The organism is Amycolatopsis sp. (assembly GCF_025464955.1).
In the GTDB taxonomy this organism is placed as follows: Bacteria; Actinomycetota; Actinomycetes; order Mycobacteriales; family Pseudonocardiaceae; genus Amycolatopsis.
Genome location: NZ_JAODNM010000015.1, coordinates 44,887 through 64,555, shown reverse-complemented (window position 1 = coordinate 64,555; position 19,669 = coordinate 44,887). Strand labels below are relative to the sequence as shown.

General features: G+C 69.0%; 17 protein-coding genes. 12 read left to right on the top strand and 5 right to left on the bottom strand.

Annotation, left to right across the window (positions count from 1 at the left end; translation table 11 throughout):
- Positions 1 to 138: 138 nt before the first annotated feature.
- Positions 139 to 561, bottom strand: a complete 423-nt coding sequence (locus tag JWQ81_RS01845) for a hypothetical protein (RefSeq protein WP_297536978.1) — start codon at positions 559 to 561, stop codon at positions 139 to 141.
- A gap of 15 nt (positions 562 to 576) precedes the next feature.
- On the opposite strand from JWQ81_RS01845, the gene JWQ81_RS01840 reads away from it, so the two are divergent.
- Genes JWQ81_RS01840 through JWQ81_RS01800 form a run of 9 tightly spaced genes read left to right on the top strand, consistent with a single transcriptional unit; the run spans position 577 to position 9,318 of the window.
- Positions 577 to 1,356, top strand: coding sequence for a glycosyltransferase family 2 protein (locus tag JWQ81_RS01840; RefSeq protein WP_297536977.1), 780 nt, complete (start codon positions 577 to 579; stop codon positions 1,354 to 1,356).
- Positions 1,353 to 3,371 (top strand): glycosyltransferase, encoded by a 2,019-nt coding sequence (locus JWQ81_RS01835; RefSeq protein ID WP_297536976.1) that lies wholly within the window; start codon positions 1,353 to 1,355, stop codon positions 3,369 to 3,371. The genes JWQ81_RS01840 and JWQ81_RS01835 overlap by 4 nt, the downstream gene beginning before the upstream one ends.
- Complete coding sequence (locus JWQ81_RS01830) at positions 3,368 to 3,721, top strand: hypothetical protein (protein ID WP_297536975.1); 354 nt, start codon at positions 3,368 to 3,370, stop codon at positions 3,719 to 3,721. Before JWQ81_RS01835 ends, JWQ81_RS01830 begins: the two co-directional genes overlap by 4 nt.
- Positions 3,718 to 4,977 (top strand): hypothetical protein, encoded by a 1,260-nt coding sequence (locus JWQ81_RS01825; protein ID WP_297536974.1) that lies wholly within the window; start codon positions 3,718 to 3,720, stop codon positions 4,975 to 4,977. The genes JWQ81_RS01830 and JWQ81_RS01825 overlap by 4 nt, the downstream gene beginning before the upstream one ends.
- A complete protein-coding gene (locus JWQ81_RS01820; protein ID WP_297536973.1) occupies positions 4,974 to 6,686 on the top strand; it encodes a hypothetical protein in 1,713 nt (570 codons plus the stop codon). The genes JWQ81_RS01825 and JWQ81_RS01820 overlap by 4 nt, the downstream gene beginning before the upstream one ends.
- Positions 6,683 to 7,747, top strand: a complete 1,065-nt coding sequence (locus JWQ81_RS01815) for a polysaccharide pyruvyl transferase family protein (RefSeq protein WP_297536972.1) — start codon at positions 6,683 to 6,685, stop codon at positions 7,745 to 7,747. Before JWQ81_RS01820 ends, JWQ81_RS01815 begins: the two co-directional genes overlap by 4 nt.
- On the top strand, positions 7,744 to 8,292 hold the full coding sequence (locus JWQ81_RS01810; protein WP_297536971.1) for a DapH/DapD/GlmU-related protein: 549 nt from the start codon (positions 7,744 to 7,746) through the stop codon (positions 8,290 to 8,292). The genes JWQ81_RS01815 and JWQ81_RS01810 overlap by 4 nt, the downstream gene beginning before the upstream one ends.
- On the top strand, positions 8,289 to 8,480 hold the full coding sequence (locus JWQ81_RS01805) for a hypothetical protein (protein ID WP_297536970.1): 192 nt from the start codon (positions 8,289 to 8,291) through the stop codon (positions 8,478 to 8,480). Before JWQ81_RS01810 ends, JWQ81_RS01805 begins: the two co-directional genes overlap by 4 nt.
- A 37-nt stretch (positions 8,481 to 8,517) precedes the next feature.
- On the top strand, positions 8,518 to 9,318 hold the full coding sequence (locus tag JWQ81_RS01800) for a glycoside hydrolase family 16 protein (protein ID WP_297536969.1): 801 nt from the start codon (positions 8,518 to 8,520) through the stop codon (positions 9,316 to 9,318).
- A 48-nt stretch (positions 9,319 to 9,366) separates the two neighbouring features.
- On the opposite strand, the gene JWQ81_RS01795 is transcribed toward JWQ81_RS01800, so the two are convergent.
- Both JWQ81_RS01795 and JWQ81_RS01790 read right to left on the bottom strand, forming a co-directional pair.
- Entirely contained in the window at positions 9,367 to 10,632 is a 1,266-nt protein-coding gene (locus tag JWQ81_RS01795; protein ID WP_297536968.1) for a dihydrolipoamide acetyltransferase family protein, read from the bottom strand.
- Positions 10,632 to 12,821 carry a thiamine pyrophosphate-dependent enzyme gene (locus JWQ81_RS01790; RefSeq protein ID WP_297536967.1) on the bottom strand — a complete coding sequence of 730 codons (2,190 nt, stop codon included), beginning with the start codon at positions 12,819 to 12,821 and terminating at the stop codon, positions 10,632 to 10,634. Before JWQ81_RS01790 ends, JWQ81_RS01795 begins: the two co-directional genes overlap by 1 nt.
- Positions 12,822 to 12,987: 166 nt before the next feature.
- Between JWQ81_RS01790 and JWQ81_RS01785 the strand changes: the two genes are divergently transcribed.
- Genes JWQ81_RS01785 through JWQ81_RS01775 form a run of 3 tightly spaced genes read left to right on the top strand, consistent with a single transcriptional unit; the run spans position 12,988 to position 15,669 of the window.
- Positions 12,988 to 13,512, top strand: a complete 525-nt coding sequence (locus JWQ81_RS01785; protein ID WP_297536966.1) for a VOC family protein — start codon at positions 12,988 to 12,990, stop codon at positions 13,510 to 13,512.
- A gap of 14 nt (positions 13,513 to 13,526) precedes the next feature.
- Positions 13,527 to 14,237, top strand: a complete 711-nt coding sequence (locus JWQ81_RS01780) for a GntR family transcriptional regulator (RefSeq protein WP_297536965.1) — start codon at positions 13,527 to 13,529, stop codon at positions 14,235 to 14,237.
- Between the two features lie 22 nt (positions 14,238 to 14,259).
- Positions 14,260 to 15,669: an aldehyde dehydrogenase family protein gene (locus JWQ81_RS01775; protein WP_297536964.1), complete on the top strand. Its 1,410-nt coding sequence runs from the start codon at positions 14,260 to 14,262 to the stop codon at positions 15,667 to 15,669.
- A gap of 465 nt (positions 15,670 to 16,134) precedes the next feature.
- Here JWQ81_RS01775 and JWQ81_RS01770 read toward each other — a convergent pair whose 3' ends face one another.
- Positions 16,135 to 17,382 carry an HNH endonuclease signature motif containing protein gene (locus JWQ81_RS01770; RefSeq protein WP_297536963.1) on the bottom strand — a complete coding sequence of 416 codons (1,248 nt, stop codon included), beginning with the start codon at positions 17,380 to 17,382 and terminating at the stop codon, positions 16,135 to 16,137.
- 411 nt (positions 17,383 to 17,793) lie between these two features.
- A complete protein-coding gene (locus tag JWQ81_RS01765; protein WP_297536962.1) occupies positions 17,794 to 19,614 on the bottom strand; it encodes a glycoside hydrolase family 76 protein in 1,821 nt (606 codons plus the stop codon).
- Positions 19,615 to 19,669: the final 55 nt, after the last annotated feature.

The window sequence follows — 19,669 nt, the reverse complement described above, 5'->3', positions numbered from 1 at the left end:
GAGTTGACAACAGATCACCCGACGACGGTTCGGATTGTTTATGTTTCACATAGACCTTGTCCCCCCGGCCACGCGTAGCCCCCAGGGAACCAGCGCAGCCGACAGAAGCGCGCGAAGACCGCACCGCGCCTGACCGGTTCACCGCAGGCCGCGCTCCGGCTCCGGGAGTGAATCCTCCCGGCTTCCGGATTTCGCGTGCTTGTCCGGCCTGAACCGGGAGCATCGTTCAGCACCGCAGCTGCCGCAGTCGCTGCCGGACCGGAAATGGCGATGAGCCGCTTCGCTGTGTCCACACACGCAGATGTGCTCGTCGGTCATTCGCCGTGCCCGCCCCTTACCGCGCTGCTGCGCTCCTTCGGTCCGGCCGCCAGTGTAGCCGATCGGGCCCAGAACTCCTCCGGCGACGCGTTCGCCTGACAGCCGGTCATACCCGTACACACCAGGCGTTTTGTCGTGTTCGCCGGAGGTTTCGACCAGCACCGCCGCCCGTTTCGACCATTCCTTTGCCAGTACCGCCGTTGCCAGTACCGCCGTCGTGAACCGGCGACGCGGTTCCGACACCTGTGAAAGGTGGCCATGCGCAGCCCCGATCCCCGCATTTCCCTGGTCATACCCGTGCTCAACGAGGCGAGGAACCTCGAGGTGGTGCTGCCGAGCCTGCCGGAGGTCCACCAGGTGATCCTGGTGGACGGCAACTCGGTGGACGATTCGGTCGAAGTCGCGAAACGGTGCCTTCCGGACATCGAGGTCGTCACGCAAACCCGCGGTGGCAAGGGAAACGCGCTCGCGTGCGGGTTCGCAAGAGTGACCGGCGACGTCGTCGTCATGTTCGACGCCGACGGTTCCGCGGCACCCGAGGAGATCCCGCTCTTCGCCAAGACCCTCGTCGCCGGCGCGGACTTCGCGAAGGGCAGCCGGTTCACCTCCGGCGGCGGCAGTGATGACATCACCCTGCTCCGCAAGACCGGCAACGCGGCGCTGAACGGGTTCACGAACCTGCTGCTGCGCACCAGGTTCACCGATCTCTGCTACGGCTACAACGCGTTCTGGTCCGACATCATCCCGGCGCTGGGACTGCCGCCGACCGAGCTGGGTACCGATTCGGGCCGGCAGTGGGGTGACGGGTTCGAGGTCGAGACGCTGATCAACTGCCGCATCGCGTTGGCCGGGCTGAAGATCAGCGAAGTCCCCAGCTTCGAACGGGACCGCATGTTCGGCACGAGCAACCTCGACACCTTCCGCGACGGGATGCGCGTGCTGCGTGTCATTCTGTGGGAATACAGCCGTTCGTGGCGCATCGGGCGACGGCAGCACGAGCGTGCACTGTCCACTGCGGACCCTGTGGTGGAGTCATGACCGAGGTTTCGGTGGTGATCTGCTGCTACACCGAAGATCGGTGGAACGACCTCGTTGCCTCGGTCGCGTCGGTGGCCGCGCAGACAGTGGTCCCAGGCGAGCTGATCCTCGTGGTCGACCACAACCCCGCACTGCTGCAACGGGCCACCGAAGCGTTGACGAGAGACTCCGTCCGGGTGATCGGCAACGACCGCACGGTCGGCCTCTCGGGCGCCCGAAACACGGGTTTCCTTGCAGCAAAAGGGGACATCGTCGCGTTCCTCGACGACGACGCGGCGGCCGACCCGTGGTGGCTCGCGGAACTGCTTGCCCCGTATGACGATCCGGACGTCGGCGCGGTCGGCGGCCGGGCGGTCCCGGCGTGGCCGGACGGTTCGGCGCCGCCGTGGCTGCCGGCGGAGCTGCACTGGATCGTCGGGTGCGCCTACACCGGCCAGCCCGTCGAACTCGCCGAAGTCCGGAATATCATGGGCTGCGCGATGTCCTTCCGTCGTGACCACCTCGAGCGCCTCGGCGGGTTCGCCGAGAGCGTCGGCCGGACCGCGACGCTGCCGCTGGGCTGCGAGGAGACCGAACTCTGCATCCGGCTGCGGCAACGGGTTCCGGGCGCCAAGGTGCTCCTCCAGCCGGCCGCGACCGTCCGCCACCGCGTGTCGGAGGACCGCACTCGACGGCGCTACGTCCGGCAGCGCAGCTGGGCCGAGGGACTGTCCAAAGCGGCCGTCTCCCGACTCGTCGGCGCCCAGGACGCGCTTTCGACGGAGCGGTCGTACCTGCGTTCAGTGCTGCCGAAGGCGGTGCTGCGCGAACTACGCGCGGGCAATCCCGCGGGCGCCGGCGGCGTGTTCGTGTCGGCCGCGGCGGCCGGCGCCGGGTACCTGCGCGGCCTGGCCCGCAAGCCGGATCCGGCGGCCGACCCGGTTCCGGCGTACACAATAGACATCGCGAACGGCGAGGCGACCTGGGACGGCGACGCGGAGGTGCTCGTCCGGTCCGGCGGCGTCGTGCTCGGCGGGGCTCGCCGCGGCGAGAAGGTCGGCGAACTCGCCGGGTTGCTGCCGGCACAGGCGCGGGACCGGCCGCCTCGGCCTTCGGTGCAGCCACGCGTGAGCGTCGTGGTCGCCACCGCGGGCAAGCCCTCGGACGTACGCCGGTGCGTGGCAAGCGTGCTGGCCACCGGCTATCCCGATCTCGAAGTGCTTGTCGTGGACAACATTCCCAACGGGCCGAGGGAAGAACTCCTCGCGCTGGCCGCGTCCGACGACCGCGTGCGCTGCCTGCACGAACCGGTGCCCGGCGCCAGCCGGGCCCGCAACCTCGGCGCTCACGAGGCGACCGGCGACGTGCTCGCCTTCACCGACGATGACACGGTCGTCGACGCGGGCTGGCCGGCCGAGCTGGTCGCCGAACTCGCCCAGCCGGGCACCTCCTGCGTGACCGGCCTCGTCGCGCCGCTGTGCCTGGACACTCCGGCGCAGGTGTGGTTCGAGGCGTTCGGCGGTTTCGGCAAGGGCTACCGGCGGCAGGTCTTCACCGAGGACGCGCGGAACCTGCTCTCCCCCGGCCGCTTCGGCTCGGGGAACAACATGGCGTGGCACCGCGACGCGTTCCTGGCGCTGGGCGGGTTCGACGAACGGCTCGGCCCGGGGCGGCGCACACACTCCGGCGAGGACCTCGACCTGTACCTGCGGCTCGTGCGGTCGGGCGGGCGGATCGTCTACACCCCGCACGCCCTGGTGCGGCACGAACACCGGGCGACGGAGGCACAGCTCCTGCGCCAGCTGCGCGGCTACGGCACCGGCCTGGCCGCGATGTACCTGGTGCACGCCGGGCGGCGCGGTGGCCTCCGCGAGCTGGCGGCCGCGCTGCCGCGAGGGCTCCCGGTACTGCTCGGCCGCCGTCCGGCCGGCAACGACGACGAGGCATCCCCGGGCTTCCCCCGCCGGCTGGTCTTCGAGCAGGTACGCGGCACCCTCTCCGGCCCCCTCGCGCTGCTGCGGGAGCGAATCAGGTGACGGCCCGGATCTCCACCACCGTCACCGCCGTCCTGCTGGCCGTGACGGTGGTGACCGCGGCGCTTGCCTTGCTCGACCTGCAGGGACCACCGCGCGTCGTGGTCACGCTGCTGTTCCTCTTCTTCGCTCCCGGCTGGTCCGTGGTGGCCTTCTTCCGGCCGGGGACGTCGTCGCTCACCTGGGCGCTGGTCATCGCCGCCAGTGTCGCGATCGACCTTCTCGGCGCGCAGCTGATGCTCCTGACCGCGTGGCGGCCGGCACTCGCGTCGGTGTGTGCCCTCGGCGCGTGCGCGGTGCTGCTCGTCGTCCACCTGGTGACCCCGCGGCGCGCGACGGGAGCACCGGCATGAGCAGTTCGACGACCGAGCGCCCGGCGACCGGCGGTGACCGCCGGGCGCTCAGCGCGGGGACGGCCCTGTCGCTCAGCGCGGCGATCACCGGCGTGGCCGGGTTGGTGTGCTGGGTGGTGGCCGCGGGCACCCTCCCGCAGGCCACCGTCGGCCACGCCGCCAACTTCGTCTCCGGGTTCGTGCTCATCGCGGGCATCGCGCAGCTCAACGTGGGCCTCGGGATGCTGCGCTGGCTCCCCGGCGCGGGCGGGCGAACCGGCTGGCTGGTCGGCCGCGGTTACCTGCTCGTGGGGCTGACCGCCGCGGTGGGCGGGCTCGTGTTCGTGCTGCTGCCGGTGGGCAAACAGGCCGCACCCGGGGCGCTGGCGCTCCTTTTCGTGGTGGCGAGCGTGTGCTGGGCACTGTTCCAGCTCCAGGACTACGTACTCGCCGGGCTTGGGCGGGTCTGGTTGGTACCGCTGTTCAACGGCGCGTTCGGCCTCGCCCGGGTCGCGGTGCTGCCGATACTCGGGGCTGCGCTGGGCGCGTTGGGCGTGCTGACCTCCTGGGTGGCCCCGACCGTCGTCTGCGCGGCGATGGCCGGCTCACTCATCGCCGTCCTGACCCGCCGGAAGCAGGCTGAGCCCAGCCCGGAGACCCTGCCCGATCGGCGCACGGTCGTGTCGTTCCTGGGGCCGACCTACCTGGCTTCGCTGGGGACCACGGTGCTCTACAACGTCGTCCCGCTCGTGGTCACCGCTCGCTTCGGCGCCGCCAGCGGCGCGGTGTTCTTCGTGGTGTGGAACGGACTCACCGCGACCGACTACGCGATCAACGGGTTCGTGAACTCGATGGTCCTGCGTGGCTCGGGCGACCCGGGGGCACGGCCCGCGATCCTGCGAGCGGTCGGCAAACGCCTCGCCCTGCTCGTGGGAACGGGTGCGGTGGCCGGCATCGTGGCCGCCCCGCTGCTGCTCGGGCTGTTCGGCTCGGGCTACGAAACCGAAGGGACAGCGGCTTTGCGTATTCTCCTCGCCGGCGTCGCGGCCAGGACGGTCGTCGCGCTGGGCGTGGCGGTCCGGCTGATGGACGGCGACGGGATCCGCGCGGCACGGGTCCAGCTCTCCTGCACCGCACTGGTCGTGGCGGGCGTCCTGGTGACGCCGGCGGAACTGCACCTCCCCGGCCCGGCGTTCGGCTTCCTGCTGGCGCAGGTCCTCGTCGGCGCGACCGTGCTGCCCTCGCTCATCCGGCGTTTCCGCGGGGTGAGCCGATGAGCCTGGTGATGTCCAAGTCCGCCGAAGTGCCCACGGGCGAGCCCGTGACGAGCCATCGTGGCTGGCTGACCCCGGCGCTGTGCGTGGTGGCCGTGGTACTGGACGTGCTGTTCCTGAAGCCGATCGACCCCAGTGCGCTCGGGTCGTTCGGGCTCATCGGGGCCTTGCCACCCGCGGTCCTGGTGGCGCTGGTGGTGCTGACCGTCGCGTTCGTAGTGGAGGTGCGGTCGCCGCAGCCGCGCACCTGGCTGCTGTTCACCGCCATCGTGCTTGCCGTGCTGGGCACGTACGGCCTGCCCTCGCTGACCGAGCCCGTCGCGCGGCTTCCGGTCGCCTGGCTGCACGCCGGATGGACCGAGTACATCGGCCAGCACGGCACGGTGCTGCACAACTTCGACGCGCGATTCTCCTGGCCTGCCTTCTTCGGCGTGGCAGCGTGGCTGACCAAGCTCTCCGGGATCGGCAGCACCACCGCGCTGCTCGCCTGGGCGCCGCCGGTGCTGACCGGGCTCGCGGCTGTCGGGGTGCACGCCGTCGCCACGGCGGTGCTGGGCCGCGGCCGCGCGCCGTGGCTGGCCGTGTGGACGTTCCTCTGCGTCAACTGGGTCGAGCAGGATTACTTCTCTCCGCAAGGCCTCGTTTTCCTGCTGTACCTGGGCGCGCTGGCCGTGACGTTCCGCTGGCTGTGCGGCGACGCGGACCCGAAACGCCGCGTCGCCGCGTCGTTCGGGCTCGTGGTGCTGATCCTCGCCCTCGCACCGGCGCACCAGGTGACGCCGTTCGCGTTCGCCGCGATCCTCGCGGTGCTGACCGTGACGCGGCGGTTGAAGGTGCCGTGGCTGCTCGCCGTCGCGATCCTCGCGCCACTGACCTGGCTGGTGGTCGGCGCCAGCGACTACTGGGTCGGCCACCTGCAGGTACTGACCGGTGGGATCGGCGACCTGTCCGGCTCCGTGCAGCAGAACGTGCAGGAGCGTGTGGCGGGCGACCCGGGACGGCTGACGGTGCTCGGATTCCGGTTCGGGCTGACCGCGCTCGTCGGTGTGCTCGCCACCGCCGGTTGGTGGGGCCTACGGACGCCGCAGGGCCGCCGCCCGGTCGTGCTCGCCGTGGTGGCGGTGGTGCCCGCCGGACTCGTCGCCCTGCAGTCCTACGGCGGGGAGATGCTGCTGCGGTCGTACCTGTACTCGCTTCCACTGCTGTGCACGCTCGCCGGCGCCGCTCTCGACCGGTGGCTGCGTTCGACGCGCGGCCGCCGTGTCATCCCAGTCGCGGTGGTTGCTGTCCTCGCCGCGGCAGCCGTGCTCCTGGTCGGTGCGCGCGGCGGCAACGACGGTTACGTCGCCTTCCGGAAGTCCGACGAAACGGTCGTCGCCGAGGCCTACCGGATTGCCCGGCCCGGCCAGCGGATCGCCTCGCTGACCGCGTATGCGCCGCTGAACTGGGCTGAAGTCGGTGAAGTCAAACAAGGTTCGCTCGAGCGGACCTGCATTCCCGGCCCGGCGGCCGGCCCCTGCATCAGCCGGGTCGGCCCTGATTTCGTGGTGATCACCCGGGCTCAGGACGACTACGGCGTGACCCTGCTCGGACTGCCCGCCGGGTGGACCGAATCCGTGCGTGCCGAGCTCGTCTCGTCCGGCGCGTACCGCGAGCAGCTGCGAGCCGGCGACTCGGTCCTGCTCGTCCATCAACCCGGAGGTTCACGATGAACGATTCGCGCGCCCGCCTGGTCTACGTCGGCTGGACCGGCCACGGAAACCTCGGTGACGACGCCATCGCCGACGCGCTGCTCCCGCGGCTGCCCGCCGTCGAGCCGTGGCACGTTCCGCACGACCCGAAGCAGTTCGCCCGGCGAGTCCTCGGGGGCGGCTTCCGCGGTGCCGGCGACCGGGCGGTGCTCGTCGGCGGCGGCACGGTCGTCGGACGGCGGAACTGGCGGCTGCTGCTGGAAGCCACCGGCGTGCTGCTGGCCCGGCGCAGCCCGTGGCACCTGATCGGCATCGGGGTCGAGGATCCCGCGTTTCAGGGTAAGAACTCCTTCTCCGCCGGAGGCGAACTGGCGCGCTGGCCCGGGCTGTGTGGCCGGTTCGACCGGGTCACCGTGCGCGGCCCGCGTTCGGCTGCCCTTCTGGACTCCGTGGGCGTCCACGCGGAAGTGGTGGGCGATCCGGCGCTGCTGCACGAGCCGGCCGAGGCGACAACACCCCGGGAGAAGCTCCTCGGCGTCAACTTGGGCTTCGGCGACGACCTGTGGGGCCACGACCACGAGCGGGTGATCGACGCCGTCGCCGAGCTGGCTCGCGGTGTCGTGGCCGACGGCTGGTCCGTCCGGTTCCTGGTGATCAACCCGAAGGACCAGTGGTTCGCGGAGGAGGCGCTTCGCCGCGCTGACGTGGCCGACGAGCGGGCCGAGATCCGCCCCGCCTACACCGTGCCCGACTACTTCGCCGCGGTCGGCGACTGCACCGTGCTCGTGGCCGAACGGCTGCACGCGCTGGTGCTGGCCGCCGCCGCCGCGGTACCGATGGTCGGGCTGGAGTACCAACCGAAGTGCGCCGACTTCCTCGCCTCCGTCGGGACGGCGGAGCGGTCCGTCCGCACCGACCACGTCACGGCGGGCATCCTGCGCGAGCACGTCGACGAGCTGGCCGGGCGACGTCCGGCCGAGTCGGTGCGGCTGCTGGGCGAGGTGGACGTGCTCCGCGCCCGGTTGCGCGGGGAGCTGGCGCGGATCCGCTCCGGCGCCGAAGTCGCGGGGAGCCTCCGATGAGCGATCTGGGCAAACGGATCGTGCGCGAGCTGCGGATCGAGTTCGCGCTGCTGACCAGGCGGACGCTGCTCAACGTCATCGCCGGCAGCAACCTCGTGCCCCGCCCCCTGCGGTGGCTGATCTATCGCGCCTGCGGCATGGACGTCCGCACGCCGAACATCTTCCCCGGCCTCGAAATCGCGGGCCGGCCACGGAACCTCACGGTGGGCGCCGGAACGTTCGTGAACACCGGCTGCTTCTTCGAGATGGTCGGCGAAGTGTCGATCGGCCGCGACTGCCAGCTCGGCATGCAGGCGATGGTGGTCACCTCGCACCACGAAACCACCGCGACCGGCATTTCACGCAGCCCGGTCGGGCGGCCGGTGCGGATCGGTGACCGGGTCTGGACCGGGGCGAGGGTGACGATCCTGCCGGGCGTCACGATCGCCGACGACGTCGTCGTAGCGGCGGGCGCGGTGGTGACCGCCGACTGCACGGAACCCGGCGTCTACGCCGGTGTGCCCGCCCGGCTGGTCCGCCCGAGTGTGCGGGCGCGCGTCCGATGATCCACGAACTGGACTGGGCCGCGGCCGCAGTGTTCGGGCTGCTGCTGGTGTTGGTGCTCGCCCGCACGACGGTCGCCGAGCTGGGCACCGCCGAGCGGCCGGTGCTGCGGCGCTTCGACCTCGCGACGGGCGCGGCAGTCATCGTGCTGGTGGCGACGCTCGTGGCGAGAGTAGCGGCCCAGCTGTAGACAAGACCGATTTCGCGACGAGAACGAACGGGTGCTCATGACCAAGTGGAAGACGCGCACAAAGGCCGTGGTGGCGGTGGGGATCTGCCTGCTGCTCGGATTCCAGGTCGGCGTCGTCTCGGCGCAGGGCTCGGACGTCGTGGAGGGCATCGCGCAGGGACGGCCGCTGGTCGCGTCGGAGGAGTTCAACGGCGCGGCGCTGGACACGACCAAGTGGTCGCCCTACGACTCGAAGTCGTCGAACCGCATCTCGCACTGGAAACCCGACGAGATCAGTGTCGGCGACGGAGAGCTGCGGATCAACGGGCACGGTAAGGATCCCAGCGGCAAAGCCAACACCTCGGGCGCGCTGTGCTGGTGCCGCGGCGACGGCGACCGGACCTACGGGCTGTGGATGGTCCGGGCGAAGTTCGACCCCGGAAAGGGGTACGGCGTCGCGATGCTCCTGTGGCCGCAGTCGAACCGCTGGCCGCAGGACGGCGAGCTCGACCTCGTCGAAAGCGCCCGCCCGCAGAAGAACACCGCGCTGTCATCGATCCACTGGGGCTCCCCGCCCGGCGGCCAGCACGACAGCGGCAAGCTCACCGGCGACTACACCCAGTGGCACGTGTACGCGGTCGACTGGCAACCCGGCTACGTCAAGTACTCCATCGACGGCCAGACCGTGTACGACACGCGTTTCAGCGCCAACCACCCCGGCATCCCGAACACGCCGATGCACCTGGTCGTGCAGCAGGAGCCCGGCCCATATGGCGCGCCCGGCTGGATTCCGGCGCCGGACGCGTCCACCCCCGACAACGTCACCGTCCACGTCGACTGGGTACGCATCTTCGCCTGACGCCAGCAGATGTCCCTTGTAGACGGTCCACGCGCGAAGCGAGGGCGGCTACACCAGGATCTTCATCGGGTTCTCGAGAGTTTTCCGGAACGCCGTCAACCACTGGGCGCCCAGGACGCCGTCGAGCGCGCGGTGATCGCCGGAGAGCGTGACAGTCATCATCGTCGCGACACCGAGCGCACCGTGCTCGTCCACGACAGGGCGTCGAGTGGCGGCACCGACGGCGAGGATGCCCGAATGCGGCGGCGAGATGATGGCGGCAAATCGCTCGATCCCGTACATGCCCAGGTTCGACACGGCGAACGAACCACCTTCGAGATCGGCTTGTTTGAGCTTTCCCTCGCGGGCGCGTACCGCAAGGCTCGCGGTCGTGCGGCTGACATCGCCGAGCGAACGCCGGTCCACGTTCCGAACGACCGGCGTGACCAGTCCATTGTCGACAGCCACCGCCACCGCGATGGAGACCGAGTCGTACCTGCGCACCGCGTCGGCAGTCCAGACCACGTTCGCGTCGGGGACTTCGGTGAACGCCGCTGCCACCGCCTTGAGGACGAAGTCGTTGAGCGAGGGCGTGACCGGTATCGACTCGTCGGCCTTGATCGCCCGCCGCAGCTCCAGGAGTGCGTCGACGCGGCAGTCGGCCTCGAGGTAGAAGTGCGGGACCGTGCTCTTGCTCTCGGTGAGCCGCCGCGCGATGGCACGGCGCATTGGGGTGTGCGGGATCTCGACGTAGCCCTGCTCCCCCGGCTCGGTGGCGCCGGACGACGGCGATGCCGGCCGCGCAGCGGTAGCGACAGTCTCGTTCTCTTCCGGGCGGTGGTGTTCCAGGTCCCGGCGCACGACGCGCCCGGCAGGCCCAGTACCCGTAACCACGGCGAGGTCGATACCGCGTTCACGCGCGAGCTTTCGAACCAGCGGGGTGGCGAATCGCCGCTCCGACAACGCCGACAACGCCACCGCCGCGGCCGGCTGTGCCGCGGCTCGCTCAGCCGGGTCACCGGCCGAGCCGTTGTCCGATGCGACCGACGGCGTCGCCGGTGCCGCGAAACCGGCCATCGCCTCGTCCGCCGATTCGCCGCTCCCGGCCAGGACGAGGATGGGAGTGCCGACCGCGACCGACGCGCCGCCTTCCACCAGCAGCCCCGCGGCGACACCACCGTGATCGGCCGCGAGCTCGACGGTTGCCTTGTCGGTTTCGATCTCCGCCACGACCTGCCCCGGGGAGACTTCCTCGCCGGGTGAGACGTACCAGGAGAGCAGGACCGCCTCGGCGGCACCGGCGAGCAGTTCCGGCATGCGGATGACAGCGGGCATCAGGCACCCCCGCCCAGTTCGGCCTTGCAGGCGCGCAGCGCGGTGGCGATGTCGTCGACCCCGGCGATAGCCGCCGCCTCGAGGACGCGGGAGATGCTCGGGCTCGCGTCGGTGCCGGTGACACGACGGACCGGCATGTCGAGCCAGTCGAAGTAGCGGCGTTGGATCTCGTCCGCGAGCCAGCCGCCGTAGGACGTACCGCGTGCGCCCTGCTCGACGATGAGCACCGCGTTGGTCTTGCGGATGCTGATGCCGATCGTGTCCCAGTCGAGCGAGGCGCGGTCGAGCCAGCGCAGGTCGATCAGCTCGCCGTCCACTTCGGACCGATCGATCGCCGCCGCGCACTTGCCGACCATCGACAGGTAGCTGATGACCGTGAGCTCGGATCCGGCGCGGCGCACCGCGGCTGTTCCCGGTGGCAGCACGTAGTCGAGGTCGTCCAGCGGAACTTCCTGCCGCTCCGGGTAGAGATCCACGTGCTCGATGACCAGAACCGGGTCCTCCAGTGCCATCGCGGCGTTGAACAGTCCGATGTAGTCGGACGCCGTCGAGGGGGCGACGATGCGCCAGCCCGGGCTGGTGACGAAGATCCCGGCCGGATCCATCAGGTGCTGCGAACCGTAGCCGGTGCCCATCGCGACCTTGGTCCGCAGCACGAACGGAACGGTGTTGTGCCCGCCGAACATGTGCCGCGCCTTGCCGATCTGGTTGAACAGCTGGTCCGCGGCGACCCAGAGGAAGTCCGGGTACATGAACTCGACCACCGGGCGAAACCGGCCGTCCAGCGCCATCCCGCCGCCCAGGCCGGCGAACGCGTTCTCGCTGATCGGGGTGCCCAGCACCCGATCCGCCGCGACCTGCAGGGCGTGCTTGGTGACACCATTGGTCCCGCCACCGAGCCGGTGGACGTCTTCGCCGAGGACGACCACCCGCGGGTCGGTCTCCATCCGGCGGCCGAGCACGTTCGACGCGACGTCGACGAACCGGGCCGACGTGGTGGGGCCGCGGTACCCGGCCGGATCGAGGACGCGGGCGCTGTCGAGCTCGCCGGCGTCGCCGCGAAGCCCGTCGTCGACGGTCGCGGGGTCCGGCCACAGCTCGGGCCGGATCCGCCGTTTGCCGTCCGCGGCCGGATCAGGCTCGAGCAGCTCACCGGTGACCCGGCGCATCGCCTCGCGCGCCTGGTCGCGTACGCCGTCCGCGGCCGGCTCGTCGAGCAGGTCCAGCCGCCGCATTTCGCCCGCCACCTTGATGATGGGGTCGCGCTCGCGCCAAGCGGCTTCCTCCTCCTTCGTGCGATAGCCGAAGGCACTGCCGGGGTACGCCCCGTTCTGGTGGTAGTAGCGGTAGACCTCCACCTCGACGACGGTCGGGCCGTCACCGGCGCGCATGACCTCTTCGGCCTGCGCCATCGCCAGATGCACGGCAAGCGGATCCATCCCGTCGACCTTCCACGAGGGAAGGCCGAAACCGAGCCCGCGCCCGGACAGCCTGTCCTCGCGCGTCACCTCGGCGACCTTTGTCGAGACCGCGTAGAGGTTGTTCTCGATGAAGAAACACAGCGGCAGATCCCAGGCGGCGGCGAGGTTCATCGTCTCGAGCACGGAGCCGATGTTCACGGCGCCGTCGCCGAAGTAGGCGACGGTCACGTCGTCAGTGCCGGCGCGCCGCTGCGCCCACGCGTTCCCAGCGGCCAGCGGAACCCCGCCACCGACGATCGCGTTGCTGCCGAGCGCACCCGCTTCGAGCCACTGCAGATGGATGGAACCGCCGCGCCCCCGACTGAATCCCTGTGATAGCCCCAGAATCTCGTCCAACGTACGGCGGAGCAACGCGAGGACGTCGTCGTCGACGAGCGCGCTCAGGTCGAGTTTTCCACCGGTGAGGTGGGTGATGGCCTTGGCCAGGAACTGGTGGTGGCTCCGGTGGGAGCCGTTCATCGCGTCCGCGGTGCGCAGCCCGATGGCCGAGCCGACGGCCCCGCCTTCCTGCCCGATACTCGAATGCGCCGGCCCGTGCACCAACCCCTCGGACGCCAGTTCGAGCACGGTCTCCTCGAACGCGCGGATCAGCTGCAGTTGCCCGAGCATCGCGCCCAGCAGGGCCGGGTCGGCGTCCTGCCAGTCCGCCCTGGTCGTACTGAGCTGCACCCAGGGCCGGATCGGTTCCAAACGTCGTTGTCGTGGCATCAGCTTTCCTCGCCGCTTTCGATCCCCGGAAGACGCGTCGCGCCGCGCCGAACTTCACCAAGATACCCAGACATCGTATCCAATCGCAAGCCCGATCGCCGCTCTTCCCGTGTTGACATCGGCATTTGGGGCGGTACTGTATCCAATCGAGCTACAAGGAGGATGGATGCCAGTGCCAGGCCTGCGCGGCGCGGAACACGTCGGTTTCACCGTGCCCGATCTTGACGAAGCGGATGACTTCCTGGTCGGAGTGCTCGGCTGTGAGCGCGTGTACGAGCTCGGCCCGTTCGTGTACGAGGACGACTGGATGCACGAGCAGCTCAACGTGCATCCCCGGTCGGTCATGCGCAAACTGCGCTTCTACCGCTGCGGATTCGGCCCCAACTTCGAGGTTTTCGGGTGGGAGCCCGCCGACGAGCAGCGGCCGCAGCCGCGCAACAGCGATATCGGGGGCCACCACATCGCGTTCTACGTCGACGATCTCGATACCGCGGTCGCCTATCTGCGCACGCGCGGTGTCCAGGTCCTCGGCAAACCCGTCGAGAGCAAGAACGCCAGCGCCGGGCAGCGCTGGGTCTATTTCCTCGCCCCGTGGGGAATGCAGTTCGAACTGGTGAGCTTCCCGCGCGGCAAAGCCTACGAAACGGACGCGACACTGACCCTGTGGCATCCCGCGCATCCGGCGCGTTAGGCATGATGTCCATCATGACCGACGAGCATGAACCCGGCGCCCCAGTGTCACCCAGCAGCGAGAAAACCGGCGTCGGCAACAACAGCCGCCGCATCGCCGACGGGGTACGCGACGCCATCCTCTCGGGTGAGCTGGCACCCGGCAGCCGGATCCGGCAGGAGGAAATCGCCGCGAAATACGGCGTCAGCCGCATCCCGGTCCGAAGCGCGCTCAGCATCCTGGAAGCCGACGGCCTGGTAAAGCTCGTCGCGAACTCCGGTGCCTGGGTGTCCCAGTTCGACCTCGGCGAATGCGAGGAGTTCTACCGGATCCGCGAACAGGTCGAACCGCTGCTGCTGGCCGCGAGCATGCCCGGGCTGGCACCCGACGTCTGCGACCGGATGGACGCGCTCGCCGAGCAGATGGCGAACACGAGCAGTGCCGACGAGTTCCTGCGACTGGACCGCGAATTCCACGACCTCTCGTACTCCGGCGCGAAGACCGTCGTCCTCGACGAGATCGTGCAGCGGATGTGGAACATGACGCACCACTACCGCCTGATGTTCACCCGGGTCTTCCTGGACCAGGGCGACACCATCGTCCACGACGAACACCGCATGCTGGTCCGCGCGTTGCGCGAAGGCGATACGGACCAAGCGGAACTGGTCGCCAGGGCGCACATCCGGCGGACCCGGCTGCAACTCGCACGCCATCCCGAGCTGTTCACCGTTCACCGCTCACCCTGAATTCCCAGCAGAAAGGCCGCAGATGACGACAGCCGCCGAAGCCCCGGTCAAGCGCTCGATCGCCGTGACGAACCCGGCCACCGGAGAGGTGGTCACGCAGTTCGCCACGCAAGGTCCGGCGGCGATCGAAGCATGTGTCCAGGCGGCACACGACGCGGTACGCCTGCTTCGTGCCACGGACTTTCGCACCCGTGCGTCGTGGCTGAGGCAAGCGGCCGACCTGCTGGAAGCCGACTGCGAAGAAGTCGCCCACGCCATCGTCGTCGAGATGGGCAAGCCGATCCGGCAGGCTCGCGCCGAGGTCACCAAGAGCGCGCGCACCATGCGCTACTACGCCGACCACGCCGAAGAGTTTCTCGCCGAACAGCCGTTGCCCGCACCGGAGCAGGTCGGCGCCCGCCGGGCACTTACGAAATACCAGCCACTCGGCGTCGTGCTGGCAGTCATGCCGTGGAACTATCCGATCTGGCAAGCGATGCGGTTCGCCGCCCCCGCGCTCATGGCGGGCAACGCGGGCGTGCTCAAGCACGCCTCGAACGTGCCACAGTCCGCGCTGTACCTCGATTCGTTGTTCATCCGTGGCGGCTTCCCACCTGGTTCGTTCAGCGCGCTGCTGATCGGCTCGGACAGCGTCGGGTCGATCATCGCCGACCCCAGGACCGCGGCGGTCACCCTGACCGGATCCGACGGCGCCGGGCGCAGCGTGGGTGCGCTCGCCGGTCGCGCGATCAAGAAGACCGTGCTGGAGCTCGGCGGCTCGGATCCGTTTCTCGTCCTGCCCAGCGCCGACGTCGAACAGGCCGCGACCACGGCCGTCGCGGCCAGGATGAACAACAACGGCCAGTCCTGCATCGCAGGGAAACGCTTCATCGTCCACACCGACGTATACGACGAGTTCGCCGCGCTGTTCGCCGCGAAGATCGCCGCGCTCTCGGTCGGCGACCCGCTCGAGGAGACCACCGATATCGGTCCTATCGCAACACTCGACGGCCGCGACGAACTTGCCGCCCAGGTCGAGGACGCCATCGCCCACGGCGCGCGGGTACTCGCCACGGCCGCGACGCCCACGGGCAGCGCTGGCTGGTACTACCCACCCACCCTGCTCGACAACGTCGGCCCCGATTCGCGGCTCTTCCAAGAGGAAGCGTTCGGGCCCGTCGCCGTCCTCTACCGGGCGGCCGACGAGCAGGAGGCCGTCACGCTGGCCAACGGCACACCGTTCGGACTCAGCTCCGCGGTGTGGACGACGGACGAGGACCAGGCCCAGCGGATCGTCGATGCGCTCGACGCCGGCGCCGTGTTCATCAACGGCATGTCGGTCTCATACCCCGAACTACCGTTCGGCGGGGTCCGCAACTCGGGCTACGGACGCGAACTCGGGGCGGCGGGCATCCGCGAGTTCTGCAACCTCAAGACCGTCTGGATCGCCTGACCGCATTCGGTTGACCACACTATTTTCGAGACCACGCAGCGAAAGCCGTCAGCACCCGTTGACTCGGTGACCTGGGTGATTTTCGAGTCCACGTTGCGATTCGGCAAGCGCGGTCACCGTCGCGCTGGCGCTCCCGTCTACTGAAGCAACGACAGGGGCTGCGAGGGACTGCGGTGCGGATCCGAGCGCCGCATCCGTGACGCGATGGCTGCCGAGGCTCGCTGCGCCCGCTCCGATTCGTATCGGGGCCCCCTGGTACGGATCATTCGGACCAGGGGTCCCCCGATTCAGTACTGCTGTCGGCGTTCGCAAGTCGACGGCGAGTTGCGATCGTTGCGGAGATCAACTACCGCAACTCGACGGCGAGTTGCTGTTGTACCGGGAATGCAGCCAGGGCTCGCCAGTGTCGCGGCCGGATGATCCGGTCGCGGCACTCACGAGCCCTGGTATGGAGTCGGTATTCTGTTACACGTGCATGGTGTTACGCCTGGGTCTTCGAAGCGGATCAAGATGGGCAGGCGGGATGAAGTCGGGTCTCCCGTCACCACCCATCCGCACTTCCCAACCACCACAATGAACCAACCTATGGTGGCGTTCACAAAGAAGGGTCAAGTTGTCCAGATTTGTTGGCCCGCCGAGGATCCAATACACGATATGATGCCCGTCGCAGTGTTTGGCGTGGCTTTTACAACCGGGAAACGCGCATCCGCGGTCTCGCATGACGAGTCGTCGCCGTTGCCCGGTGGTGATGATTCTCTTGGACCGACCCAGATCCATCTGCTCGCTCTCGGTCCCGAGAACAGCGGGGATCACCTTGCAGTCACACGCCAACATCCGCGCCTCCGCGGCCGTGATCACACCGCCATAGTCGAGCATCGCCGTCCCGATCCCGGACTTCAGTGTCTCGTAGTCCACGATGACCGCCACATGGACACGGTCACCACCATGGGTGGGCATCTTGTCGACGGTCATCGCGAGGCGGACCAGGTCGACGAGGGCGTCGGCGTGGCGTTCCCATTGGCTGCGGGTGTCGCGGCCTTCCTCTTTCGTCGAGTGTGGTTTCGCCAGTGGGTCGAGGGCTGCGCGGAGTTGGGCGTAGGCCAGGTTGTCGAGCTTGCCTTTGAGGGTGGCAGTGCCGTCGCGGTGTTCCTGGAACGCCAGCTCCCGCTGCGGTCTCTCCGGCGGATCCTTCGGCTCGGGTCCGTCCGGGTCGAAGGTGTTCAGGAGCCGGTCGCCGGCTTTGCGGACTTCGAGGGGTGTCGCCTGGCGGGCGAGGTCGACGAGGATCTTCTCCGCACCCGCCCGGTCCTTATCGGACACGGTCGCGGGCATGTTGATCATCGTCGCCACGATCTCATCCACGTGCGCGGGGGTGATGTCCCCTGTGCGTGCTGCGAGACCGGCCAGTGGTGCGATCGCTGGGATTTCCGTCCCGTCCAGGTTGCGGGAGGAGTTCACGGCCTTACCCCGGATCACGATCCGCTTCGCCGCCGCCGGGCCGATCTGAGTGATGTCGTCGAGCCAGAGTGCTGTGGCGAGGTACTGGTAGACGACCTTCACACCCTCGGTCTCCACCTTCGCCGCCAACACACCAAACAGCGCGTCACACTCGTTGTAAATCCGCGCCAGTCGGCGAGCGATCACAGCAGCTTCCACCGGATTCGCACGCCGAATATCGGCAAGCGAGGGAAACCGGATCAGTGAGCTGGACACCCCTTTATCCTACCGCAGATCGAACGCCTCTTCGATACACGAAAGACTGATACGCTTTATCGCTGCACGTGATCATGGATTGGACGTGAAGGCCACCTTCACGGCAAATTACGGCGTGAAGGTGGCCTTCACGTCCAACTGCACATCGCGGGTGTCACTCACAGATACCCCAATCCCCCAAGGCTGGTTGCTTAACGTGAGCGGCGAATCGCGAACGGCATTATCCGTGCGTTCACCACAAGAAAAGTCCCTTTCGGCCACTCGTGAGCAAAAGCACCACCAACACAAAGAGACAGGCCCCCGGATCCGCCGCTACAAGAACAGTCCGCCCCGGTCCTGGGCTGTAGTAGACCGAACCGGACAGCGGAACCGACCCTGCGCCATCAGCTCACACCGGTGACGCCGACGTCGTCAAGGAGCCGCGGCAGTAAGCGCGCCTAAAGCCGAAGCCTGTGTGCGCCAGTCGACCTGGTTCGGGCTTGTCCCGGCCCAGCGTTCCCCGATGCGGTTCAGGGTGTCGCGGTCGGTCGTCCACAGCGAATCGGCCTGCCGCTGGGTGAACTGCGTGTAGGTAGCGTTCCCGGTCGCTTGCGCCAGGTCTGAGAGGTAGCGCTCGAAGACACCTTTGAACTGTTTCTGGTTGTCGTCGCAGGATTTCGTGCCCGTGTCGCACGACTCAGTCAGCACACCGCCGGTCGTGAGCACGGGAGAGGACAGCGCGGCGTCGGCGAGGCGGCGTGCCGCGTCCAGGTAGCGCGTATCCCCGGTAGCACGCCAGGCCTCGGTGAGGCCGCCGATGCCCAGGCCCTGGTTGTAGCTCCACACCGTGCCGCCGTTGTTCCGGCAGTCGCTGGTCAGCCCGTCGTTGATCAAGCCTGCGGAGTTGACCAACCCGCTGGCCAGGTACCAGTCCCCCGCGGCCTTCGCCCGCTGGCCCCACACGACGTCACCCGTGACGCGCAGATGCAGCGCGGCCGACAACCGGAGGTAGAGGCCGCTCGTGACGGCGTTCTTGTACGTCCGTTCGCGGTCCCACCAGACCCCGCCGCCGCAGGTGCTCGTGTCCCAGAAACCGCTGACGTAGTTGGCGATGATGGTTGCCTCGGCGAGGTACCGGGCGTCGTGCGTCTCGTCGTAGGCCGCGACCCAGGCGAGGCCCCACCACGCGGAGTCGTCAATCGCCCGGCTGGTGAAGTCGCCGTCGATCGGGTCGCTGCTGCGCGCGCCGGCCGGGAAGGCACCGCGGTTGACGTCGAAAGTCCGCCCGATGACCCAGTCGTAGTCGTGGGTACCGGTCCGCACTTCGAAATCCGTCAGTGCGGTGAGGGTGGCCGCCGAGTTCCACCAACTGCTCGGCCACCAGGCGTTGTTCGGGTCGTAGGACCACATCAGCGTGTCCGCCGCGGCCTTCGCCCGCGCGGGAGCGGGCCGGACCCACGGGGTGCAAGCGCCTTGCTGATGACTCGCCTCGCGCCCACACGCGCGGACAGCGCCGCCGTACAGTTTGCCGCGCGGGTCGCGGGTGGCGAACATCGCTGTCCGCGCGCCGACACCGCCGGCGGTAACGCTTGTCCGGCCGAGAGAAGAGCCGTCGGGCCAGGTAACGCCCCCGTCCCAGGAGCGGTCCAGCCAGATCTCGTCGCCCGGCCCGCCGGTGGCGATACTCGCCCACGCCATGGAGTTGGCGTCGGTGTGCAGCACGATGGTGCGACCGAAGAGCGTCACCGGCCCGACCGCCTGCATGTCGCCTGTCGCTTGGCTCGCGTCCGTGCCGTCGCAGCCGGCGTCGCACACCTTCGGATAGATCCAACCAGTGCAAGCGACACCCTGGGCATCCCCGCAGGCCCGCACCAGACCGCGCCGGTGGTTCACCGGGTCGGTCAGGTTGTACATCAGGGTGCGCGTACCGGTCCACGTCGATGGAATGAAAGCCTTGCCCAGCAACCCTTCCCAGGTAGCGCCGCCGTCCAAGGACCGGTCGAGCCACACCGAGTCCCCGGCGACTCCCCCGTCGATGCTGCCCCAGGCCATCCCGTCCGGGTCCGACGCGTGCAGGCGCACGGTCCTGCCGTTGATGACGAGGTCCGGCAACGGGAAAGTCTCCTGAGCGGCCCGAGAGGGATCGAGGGTGTCGCACGAGAGCGCGCAAACTCGGGTGGCAGCCAAAGCCACCGCTGGGGGAAACGGAAGCGCAGCCGCGACGAGCAGGACCACAACCAGAAACCGCCGCATGGCGACCTTCCCTGACCACCGAAGAAGTCAGGGCAGTGTAAAGAAAATCAGGCCA